The organism is bacterium (assembly GCA_035528375.1).
Classification (GTDB): Bacteria; RBG-13-66-14; RBG-13-66-14; order RBG-13-66-14; family RBG-13-66-14; genus RBG-13-66-14.
The window spans coordinates 1-9,722 of the sequence record DATKYS010000088.1; the positions used below are offsets into that span (position 1 = coordinate 1).

Consider the following 9,722-nt stretch of genomic DNA (forward strand, 5'->3'; position numbering starts at 1 on the left):
GGCTACGTGGACGCCCTCTTCGTCGTCCACGCCGGCTGGGGCGCCGAGCAGAGCCGCAATCCGGGGAACATCTGGAGCTGCAAGTGGGACCTGGAATCCAACGGAGGCCCCGGGTACTTCTCCACCGACGACGGGGTCAAAATAAATAATTTCATGGTCGTGCCCGAGGAGCTCCTGGACAACGCCGACGACGGCAACGAGCTTCTGATCACCATCGGCGTGTTCTGCCACGACTTCGGGTACACGCTCGGCCTGCCCGCGCTCTACGACACCACCCCCAGCCGCTGGGGCGCCGACTCCTACGGCATCGGTTACTGGGGGTTGATGGGCTACGGCGCCTGGACGGGAATCGTGGCCTATCCACAGCGCGTCCCCCTTCCCGGCAACTGCCCCGTGCACCCCTGCGCCTGGAGTAAGCACCACGCCGGTTGGGTCGCGGTGACCAACGCCACCCAGGGCCGCAACCAGCCGCACGCCGTCTACCGGGCCGAGAGCCCGGCGCCGCCCAACGCCACCCGGTTCCTGAGAATCACCGTCGCCGGTCCGGAGGAGTACTTCCTGTTGGAGAACCGTCAGCAGGTGGGCTTCGACCGCGGCCTGTCGTATCTTGCGCACATAGACCCCGACGATCCGACGCCCTGCGACGGCCTTCTGATCTGGCACATTGACGAGCGGGTCATCGAGGACAACCTGGCGGGAAACACCGTCAACGGGAACAAGCTGCACAAGGGCGTGGATCTGGAGGAGGCCGACGGTTACAACGACCTGGACTTCCGGGTGAACCTGGGCGACGACGGGGACCCCTTCCCGGGAAAGTTCTCGAAACGGGAGTTCGGCCCCGACACGTCGCCCGATTCCCTCCCCTACGGCTCCAGTGAGTCCACCTGCTACATCGAGCGCATCAGCGACTCGGGCAACCCGATGACCCTCTACGTGACCAGCATCCGCAACCCGTTGACACAGGGGGTGATGGCGGGGCCCAACCCCTACTACCCCGAGCGGGACGACCACCTCACCTTCTTCTTCGAGTTCGGCATCCGGGTCACCGTCCGCATCTACACCCTCTCCGGAGACCTGGTGCGTACCATCGGCGAGGACGAGGTGGACGAGGCCTTCGGCCAGGCCACGTGGTACGGGGACAACGACGACGGGAGCCAGGTGGCCACGGGTCTCTACTTCTTCACCGTGGATTCGGGCGCGTATCACGTGGGCCACGGCAAGTTCACGGTCATCCGCTGAAGGGGACCGGTATGCGCGGATTTACCTTCGGTCGCGGATATTACCCACGGTTGCGGTCATCCCTTCGGGCCCGTATGATACTGATAACCCTCGTTCTGGCGAACGTGGCCCTCGCCGGCGGACCGGGCACCGTGGGGGCCGATTTCCTCCGCTTGGGGATAGGCGCCCGTCCCATGGCGCTGGCCGGGGCCTACACCGCCATCAGCGACGACGTCTTCGGCATGGCCACCAACCCCGCCGGGTTGGCCCAGATAATCAACGCCGAGCTGGGTTCCTACTACGCCAACATCATCGGCGACGTGCACCACGGCTGGATCGGATTCACCCATGACATCAGCGACATGTGGAGCTACGGCGTGGAGCTGAACATGGTCTACACGTCCGAAACCCGCCGGGATTCCTACGGCGACCCCATCGGGACCTACAGCGTGGCACTGGGCACCCTGGGCGGAGCCATCTCCATGGAGCCGCTCCCGGGTTTCTCGCTCGGGCTCTCCGGGCACTACGTCATGCAGAAGTACGATCAGGAAGTAGGCCAGGGCTTCGCCGGCGATTTCGGCCTCCTCTACCACACCCGGTTCAACGGCCTTCGGGTGGGCGTGGTCGTGGAAAATTTAGGTCCGAAGGTGAAGTTCCAGGAGCTATCCGAGTCCATGCCCATGGGGGTTCGCGTCGGTCTCGGCTCGAGCATGTTCCAGCAGACGCTCACCGTGACCGGCGACTTCGGCCTGGGCTTCGAGGGGACGATGGAGGCCTGCGCCGGGGTCGAGTGGGAGGCGGTCCGGGGCGTGTCGTTCCGCGCCGGCTACGACATTCTCGGGGACTTCGATTCCTGGTCCGGCATCTCGCTGGGAATCGGCCTGGACGCCCTGTCCGGTCTCATGGTGGGCGAGCTGGACTACGCCTTCGTTCCCCAACTGCCCATGGGCTACGTGCACCGCGTCAGCTACACGCTGAAGTTTTAGTCCCTTCGCCGTGGTTTGGGCGGGTGGAATCGGCTATCCCTTTCGCCGGTTGGAGGCATGCGGGATGCGGGATTGGGGAGGATGGCTGCTCTATAAAAGACGGGCCGACCTAAAGGTCGGCCCCTACATTATCGCAGCCGGCCGGGGTGATGTTTGCCGAAAAAGCGGCGGGGATAGGAACCGAGCGAAGCGAGCTATGCCCCTGGCAAATCCCCCCCTCCGTCCATCCGTCGCGGGTCCGATTCACAGAGGGTTCACCGTTGAGCCCTTTATTAATATCCTCGCATCGTGATATACTGCCCTGGCTTGCGACGGCCGATTCGGCGTTTTTTCCAACGGAGCCCTCAGGGAGTTGATGATGAAGAGAATGCACTTTTTCACCTCGGAGTCCGTCACCGAGGGGCACCCGGACAAGGTAGCCGATCAGATTTCCGACGGGGTTTTAGACTCCGCGCTGGAACAGGATATCCATTCCCGTGTGGCCTGCGAGACCCTGGTCACCACCGGTCTGGCCATCGTCACCGGGGAAATCACCACCGAGGGGTTCATAGACATCCCCAGGATCGTCCGGGACACGGTGAAGGAGATAGGTTACACCGACGCCCGCATGGGCTTCGATTACGAGTCCATCGGGATTCTCTCGGCCATAGACCCCCAGTCCCCGGACATCTCCCAGGGTGTGAATGAGTCTTCCACCCACGAGCAGGGCGCCGGCGACCAGGGATTGATGTTCGGCTACGCCACCGACGAGACGCCGGAGCTGATGCCGCTGACCGCATCGTTGGCCCACCGGCTGGCGCAGCGGCTGGCCGAGGTGCGCAAGACCGGCATCGTCCCCCACCTGCGCCCCGACGGCAAGACCCAGGTTACGGTGGAGTACTCCGATGGCGAGCCCCACCGCGTGAAGACGGTGGTCATCGCCGCCCAGCACGACGAGGAGGTCCCGCCCGAGAAGCTGGTGCAGACGATAAAGGACGAGGTCATCGCCAGGGTCATCCAGCCGGAGTGGCTGGACTCGGGGACGGAGTACCACATCAACGGAACCGGGAGGTTCCTCTTCGGCGGCCCGCAGGCCGACGCCGGTCTCACCGGGCGCAAGATAATCGTGGACACCTACGGCGGCCACGGCGCCCACGGGGGCGGCTGCTTCTCCGGCAAGGACCCCTCCAAGGTGGACCGCTCGGCCAGCTACATGGCCCGCTACATCGCCAAAAACATCGTCGCCGCCGGACTGGCCCGCACGCTCGAGCTCCAGTTGGCGTACTGCATCGGGGTGGCCCAGCCGGTGAGCATCCTCGTCGAGGCCTTCGGCACGGCCACGGTGGACGAGGAGGCCCTCGAGCGCGCGGTCCGAAAAATCTTTGATCTGCGGCCCAAGGCCATCATCGAGCGGCTGGACCTGCTCCGCCCCATCTACAAAAAAACCGCCGCCTACGGCCACTTCGGCCGGGAGCTGCCCGAGTTCACCTGGGAGAAGACCGACGCGGTCGGGGACCTCGCCAACGCCGTGTAAACGGATAATTTCCAGAGGGGGTAAGCCGGCCCCCCTCTCTTTTAAATGCGTTCCCGATGACTTCCACCCGTTCTCAAGGTCTGTGTTTCGGTGTGATGATGGATGAACCCCGGCTTGCCGACTGGCAGGTGAGGTGTATCGAGCATCTGCTGGAGCTTGAAGGGGTGGAACCGGTCCTCCTCATCACGAACGCCGAATCCGGAAGGCCTTGGTTGAAGAGGTTTCTGCGGGCTCTCTTCTCGCGCGACTTTCCCTTTCTCGTTTTTAAAAAATTGTTTGTGAGGGCTCCCTGTCTACGGATGCGGGATCTTCCGCACCGCTTTGACGGGGTGCCGATTCTGTCGTGCCGGGTCACCACGAAGGGTCGTTTCTCCCAGTATTTCTCCGAGGACGATCTGGAAGTAATCCGCGGTTATCGGTTGGATTTCATCCTCCGTTTCGGATTCAACATCATCCGGGGTGGGATACTGCGGGCGGCCCGTTACGGGGTGTGGTCCTTCCACCACGGGGATGAAACACGCTATCGCGGTTCTCCGCCCTGCTTTTGGGAGATATACGACGGTGATCGGGTCACCGGAACGATACTGCAACGGTTGACCCACAGGCTCGACGGCGGTATCGCTCTCAGGCGACACGCGTATTTGACCGATTGCCTGTCGTACGCGGGAAACCTGAACAAGGCGTTTTACGCCAGCACCGTTATGCCCCTGCAGGTCTGTCGGGACATTTTGAACGGCGAGGCCGGGTATCTGGACGGAAGACCTTCCCGTACGAAAGCGCCGATCCGTTACAACCCGTCCCTGTTCCAGCTGACGGTCTTTATTTTTAAGCTTTTGTCGAACTTCATCAAACGGCTTCTGGTTCACTTTTTTCTGCACGAAACCTGGAACGTCGGACTCCTGGATCGGCCCATCCACAGCTTCATCGAAGACCCGATCCCGAAGGGTATTGCGTGGCTGCCGGCGGCCCCGCACGGACGATTCCAGGCGGACTGTTTCGGGGTCGCTCGAAGCGGTGGAGGGGGGACCGTCCTCCTGGAATCCTACGACCACAGAGCGGGACGGGGTGAGATACGTTACGTCGAGCTCCCGCAGGACGGCATTTCCAATGCCCACCCGCCTCGTCCCGCCATCCGCGAAGAGCATCATCTATCCTATCCCTTCCTCATCACAGCGGATGACGAGCTTTTCTGTCTGCCCGAGGCCACCGAGAGCGGCTCTCTCGTTATCTATCGCGCGGTGGAGTTTCCCCGCCGGTGGGCGAGGGAGAAGGTTCTGCTGGAGGGGGTGCGAGCGGTGGACCCCACCGTGGTGTTTTACGAAGGTGGGTGGTGGCTTTTTTTCTGTGAATTCGCCCCCGACATTTGTTTGCACATCTGGTACGCGGAGGATCTCTTGGGGGACTGGAAACCATGTGCGAACAACCCGGTTAAGGTGGACATCCGTCTGTGTCGTCCGGCGGGTACACCGTTCATCCACGACGGGGCCCTCTATCGGCCCGTGCAGGACTGTGCCGAGCATTACGGCAGGCGGGTGGTGCTGATGAGGGTTACGCGGCTGACCCCCGACTCGTTTACGGAGGTCCCGGTTTGTGTAATCAATCCGGAGACCGATTCCGAATACCCGCACGGGCTGCACACACTCTCCGCTTTCGGTGATAAAACCCTGGTGGATGGGAAGCGGTTGAGCTACACTCCCTTCAAACTCATGTACCAGTTGCCGCGACTGGGAGAAAATCTGAGACGCTTTACCGGACGTACGGGTTGACGAGGAGTTTTCGTGAAAAACGATGTCAGCGACCTGAACCTGGCCCCCGAGGGCAAGCTCAAGATTGAATGGTCCGAGCGCCAGATGCCCGCCCTGCGCCTCGTGCGGGAGCGCTTCGAGCGGGAGCGCCCCCTCGCCGGGCTCACCCTGGCCTGCTGCCTCCACGTCACCACGGAGACCGCCAACCTGATGCGGACCCTGGTGGCGGGCGGAGCCGACGTTTATCTCTGCGCCTCCAACCCCCTCTCGACCCAGGACTCGACCGCCGCCAGCCTGGTGAGCGATTACGGCGTCAACGTCTTCGCCCGGCACGGCGAGGATTCGAAGACCTACTACGCCCACCTGCGCGCCTGTCTGGACGCCGGGCCCGCCATCACCATGGACGACGGCGCCGACCTGGTCTCCACCATGCACACCGAGTACCCCGGGCTGTTGAAGACCGTCCTGGGCTCCACCGAGGAGACCACCACCGGGGTCATCCGTCTGCGGGCCATGGAAGCCGACGGCGCCCTGAAAATCCCGGTCATCGCCGTCAACGACGCCGACACCAAGCACCTCTTCGACAACCGGTACGGCACCGGGCAGTCCACGCTGGACGGCATCCTGCGCGCCACCAACACCCTGATCGCCGGGAGCGTCTTCGTCATCGCCGGCTACGGCTGGTGCGGCCACGGCGTCGCCGCCCGGGCCAAGGGGCAGGGGGCCAGCGTCGTCGTCACCGAGATAGACCCCGTCAAGGCCCTGGAGGCGGTCATGGACGGCTTCCGGGTGATGCCCATGAACGAGGCCGCGCCCCTGGGCGACATCTTCGTCACCGTCACCGGCAACCGCGACGTCATCACCCTGGAGCACTTCGACGCGATGAAGGACGGAGCCATCGTGGCCAACGCCGGTCACTTCAACGTCGAGCTCCAGGTGGAGGAACTGCAGGCCTACGCGACGAGGCGGCGGGAGATCCGCCCCAGCCTGGTCGAGTACACCCTGCCGAAGGGGCATTCGGTCTTCGTCCTGGGCGAGGGTCGTCTGGTGAACCTCGCCGCCGCCGAGGGGCACCCGGCCAAGGTGATGGACCTCTCCTTCTGCGGACAGGCCCTGGCCGCCGAGTTTTTGAAAAATAACAAGGGGCTCGCGCCCCGGGTTCACACCTTCCCCACCGAGGTGGATTCGCGGATCGCCGCGCTCAAGCTCGAGAGCATGGGCGTTGCCATAGACGTACTGACCGAACGGCAGCGGAAGTACCTCGCCTCCTGGCGCGAGGGCACGTAAACCGGCCGACGGAGCGGAAGAACATGCGGTGCCGACTCTTGGTGACGGTTGGATTGGCGCTGGTCCTGGGGCTCCTCCCGGCTGCCTGCGAACGGGCGGGCGAGCCGGTGGAGGACGTCGTGGAGCGGACGACGGCCGTCTTCGAGCCGCCCAACCCCTGGCCCCTCTTCAACGATACGCTCGGCTTCGTTCTCTACTACGATCGTGATTTCTGGGAACGCGCCCACGCGACGGACTCTCCCGACGGCTCGGGTACGGTCGTCATGGGCTCCAAGGAGCACCGCGAGGTACTGCGCGTCGTCGTCGAGGCGGTGCCCGAGGGGGTTCTCCTGCCGGCCCGCGTGGCGGAGCAGGTGGAAACGCTCACCGCCGAACTGCCGCGTTTCGAGCGTCTCGGCGAGGAACGGGTTCTGATCGCAGGGGTGGAGGGACGCCGCCTGGATTACACTTTCCTCGAGGGCGAGAAAACGATGCGGGTGAGCGAGTACCACTTCTACGCCGACGGACGGTACTTCATCCTGGGGCTGGCGGCGGAGGAGCCGCGGTGGGAGGCCTTCGCACCGCGGGCGCTCGCCATCGCCGCGAACTTCCGCGTCACGGAGCCCGAGTCGGACCCGGATGTGTGGTAATCCCGGCTCGTTCAATCACACGAAAACGGACCTTCGTCCGTTTTTTATTTGCCGCCACGGTGAGCGTTAGCGTAAGATGCAAAGACATTCGACTCTCGAGGTCCTCATGAAGCCGGGCGGAAACCGCTGGGATTGGCTGGAGGAGCGGCGGACTTTCTGGATCGTCCTCGGTTTGGGGACGGTCGCGCGCGTGGCGGTAATTTTCCTTATCACCGACGTCGGGCTTTTCTCCGACCCCCTTTTTTATCATCGCGCCGCGGAGGGCCTGGTCGGCGGCCTGGGTGTCGATTTCTACTGGCCCCCGGTTTTTCCTTTCTATCTGTCCGGGTTTCAGCTCGCCTTCGGGTGCTTCGCCACCGTCTCCCGCCTGGCCATGATACCCCTATGGGTCGGCTTCGCCCTGTCGGGACACGGGTTGGTGGACGAGCTCACCGACCGCAAGACGGCCAACCTCTTCCTGATCCTGTTTTCCGTCTACCCCCTGTTTATTATTCACTCGGTGGAGCCCTTCACCCAGCTCCCGACGGCGCTTTGCCTGATCTGGGTCTGTCGGCTGGCGATCCGGGCGTCGAGGGATGGGAGCAGGGGGACGATGTGGGGCCTGGGTGTGCTCCTGGGCGTTACTGCCCTGCTCCGGTCCTCCTCCGTCCTTCTCGTTTTGGCGGTGCCGTTGCTCGTGGGCATCCTGAGGCGGGAGCCTTCCGCGGCGGTTCGAATCGCCCTTCCGGCGCTGGTGCTCGTCGGCGGCTGGGTCCTCTACGCTTCTATAGAAACCGGCGGCTTCGTTTTCATAAACTACGCCAACGCGCACAACCTCTTCTTCGGCAACAACCCCTACACCCCGGTTTACGAGACCGGGTATTTCGCCTCCCATTACGAGGGCGACCCCGGCGTCCCGGAGGCGTACAGCCGCCTGTGGAGCTCGATCCGGGCCCTGCCGGCGCACCTGCAGGGGCGGGCCTGCTGGCGCTCGATTTTAGCGCACGTGCTCGATAGACCGGACCTCTTTCTCCTGCGCAGCCTTTCCCGATTGCGGATGTACTTCGCCTTTCCCACCGACTGCGGCTCGGTCCTCCGCTCGATCTACGAAACACCGACGCTCTTTTATCTGGCCTGCGGCGGTTTGGATATAGCGATCTACCTTGGGCTTGCCGGTACGGCGATCACCGCTCTCTTTGCCGGCGTCGGGAGGAGGTTGGGCGGGAAGGCGCTCCCGGTCATCCTGACGGTGATCGTCGTCTACGCCATGCCCTATTTCGTCTCCTTCTCCCACCCCACCTACAACACGGCGGTACAACCCCTGTTGGCGATAATCGGCTTATCCTGGCTGACGAGTAGTGCCAAGCTGACCGTACTTCGGGAGAATCATCGGCGGCGCCGGTGGTTGTATATCGCCCTGGCGGCCTTCCTGATAGTGCAGGTAGAGTGGCTCATCTTCACCCTGCGTAATCTGTAGGGTGTCCGTAACCCTCCGATGACGGACCTAGACCGTTGAAAATGCCCTGGGCGGCCGTGGACGGTCGCCCTGCGGAGAGTTACGCGTTCTAAATGTAGGGCGGGGAATCCTTACCCCACCATTTCACCCCTCTCCCCATCCCTCCCCCCAGAGGGGGGAGGGGGACCGTATTAACGCCTCACCCCGGCCCGTGCCTCGCTGCGATGACGTAGGGGCCGACCGACGGCGCGCCGTTCAGGTCGGCCCGTTTTTCATAAGGTGGCCCTCACCCTAACCCTCTCCCGGAGGGAGAGGGGATACGCACAAACTTCACCGGCGATTGTGATGACGTAGGGGCGGGTCTCCTGACCCGCTCGGCCGACCCTCACCTTAGCCCGTAGGCGAGCCTCTCCCTAAATGGGAGAGGGGGACCGCGGGCGACCGTGGACGGTCGCCCCTACGGGGATTCGTTTGATATGGATGTAGGGGCGGGTGTCCACGCCCGCCCGCCCCCCTCCCCAGCCCGTAAGCGTGCTTCCCCCCAGAGGGGGGAGGGGACACGCGGCAACCCTCACCCCGACCCGACGGCGCGCCGCTCCCAAGGAGAGAGGGGGTCAGTCCGGCGGCTAGAACAACGCCTTGACGGACCCCCAAGTGGTTTCCTCGACACTACCCGATCCCCAGTAGCAGCGAATCATGAAGTCGCCGAAGGCGGTCGAGGGGGCCCAGGAGCCCTGGTAGCCGGTCCAGTCGTGCGTCCCGGCCACGGCGTCCACGCCTACCGAGTCGGCCTGCGGGTAGTTCCCGACCTGCTGGAAGGCGATGTAGAAGACGCCGGTGGTCACATAGATGTAGGGATCGCAATCAACCCACTGGAAAACGCCGCCCGCGGTGAACATCAGGGTCTCA

At 63.7% G+C, this 9,722-nt stretch carries 8 protein-coding genes; 7 read left to right on the forward strand and 1 reads right to left on the reverse strand.

Annotated features, from left to right (window positions below):
• The 7 genes from VM054_06925 to VM054_06955 form a co-directional block, all read left to right on the forward strand.
• The coding region (locus tag VM054_06925) for an immune inhibitor A domain-containing protein (GenBank protein HUT98791.1) at nucleotides 1-1,239 on the forward strand (1,239 nt) is incomplete at its 5' end.
• Between the two features lie 74 nt (nucleotides 1,240-1,313).
• Nucleotides 1,314-2,204 (forward strand): PorV/PorQ family protein, encoded by an 891-nt coding sequence (locus VM054_06930; protein ID HUT98792.1) that lies wholly within the window; start codon nucleotides 1,314-1,316, stop codon nucleotides 2,202-2,204.
• A 355-nt stretch (nucleotides 2,205-2,559) separates the two neighbouring features.
• The gene (gene metK, locus VM054_06935) at nucleotides 2,560-3,717 is read left to right on the forward strand and encodes a methionine adenosyltransferase (GenBank protein ID HUT98793.1); all 1,158 of its coding nucleotides are present in this window, start codon (nucleotides 2,560-2,562) and stop codon (nucleotides 3,715-3,717) included.
• Between the two features lie 98 nt (nucleotides 3,718-3,815).
• The gene (locus VM054_06940) at nucleotides 3,816-5,483 is read left to right on the forward strand and encodes a hypothetical protein (protein ID HUT98794.1); all 1,668 of its coding nucleotides are present in this window, start codon (nucleotides 3,816-3,818) and stop codon (nucleotides 5,481-5,483) included.
• Between the two features lie 12 nt (nucleotides 5,484-5,495).
• Nucleotides 5,496-6,749 (forward strand): adenosylhomocysteinase, encoded by a 1,254-nt coding sequence (ahcY, locus tag VM054_06945; protein ID HUT98795.1) that lies wholly within the window; start codon nucleotides 5,496-5,498, stop codon nucleotides 6,747-6,749.
• Nucleotides 6,750-6,772: 23 nt separating this feature from the next.
• Nucleotides 6,773-7,378: a hypothetical protein gene (locus VM054_06950; GenBank protein ID HUT98796.1), complete on the forward strand. Its 606-nt coding sequence runs from the start codon at nucleotides 6,773-6,775 to the stop codon at nucleotides 7,376-7,378.
• 106 nt (nucleotides 7,379-7,484) lie between these two features.
• Entirely contained in the window at nucleotides 7,485-8,834 is a 1,350-nt protein-coding gene (locus VM054_06955) for a hypothetical protein (protein ID HUT98797.1), read from the forward strand.
• 605 nt (nucleotides 8,835-9,439) lie between these two features.
• Here VM054_06955 and VM054_06960 read toward each other — a convergent pair.
• Nucleotides 9,440-9,722: hypothetical protein (locus tag VM054_06960; protein HUT98798.1), on the reverse strand; the 283-nt coding region annotated here is incomplete at its 5' end.

Bases quoted from the DNA above. Each gene is read 5' to 3' on its own strand.
- VM054_06930 (HUT98792.1), top strand. From the start codon at position 1,314: ATGATACTGATAACCCTCGTTCTGGCGAACGTGGCCCTCGCCGGCGGA.
- metK (HUT98793.1), top strand. From the start codon at position 2,560: ATGATGAAGAGAATGCACTTTTTCACCTCGGAGTCCGTCACCGAGGGG.
- VM054_06940 (HUT98794.1), top strand. From the start codon at position 3,816: ATGGATGAACCCCGGCTTGCCGACTGGCAGGTGAGGTGTATCGAGCAT.
- VM054_06950 (HUT98796.1), top strand. From the start codon at position 6,773: ATGCGGTGCCGACTCTTGGTGACGGTTGGATTGGCGCTGGTCCTGGGG.
- VM054_06955 (HUT98797.1), top strand. From the start codon at position 7,485: ATGAAGCCGGGCGGAAACCGCTGGGATTGGCTGGAGGAGCGGCGGACT.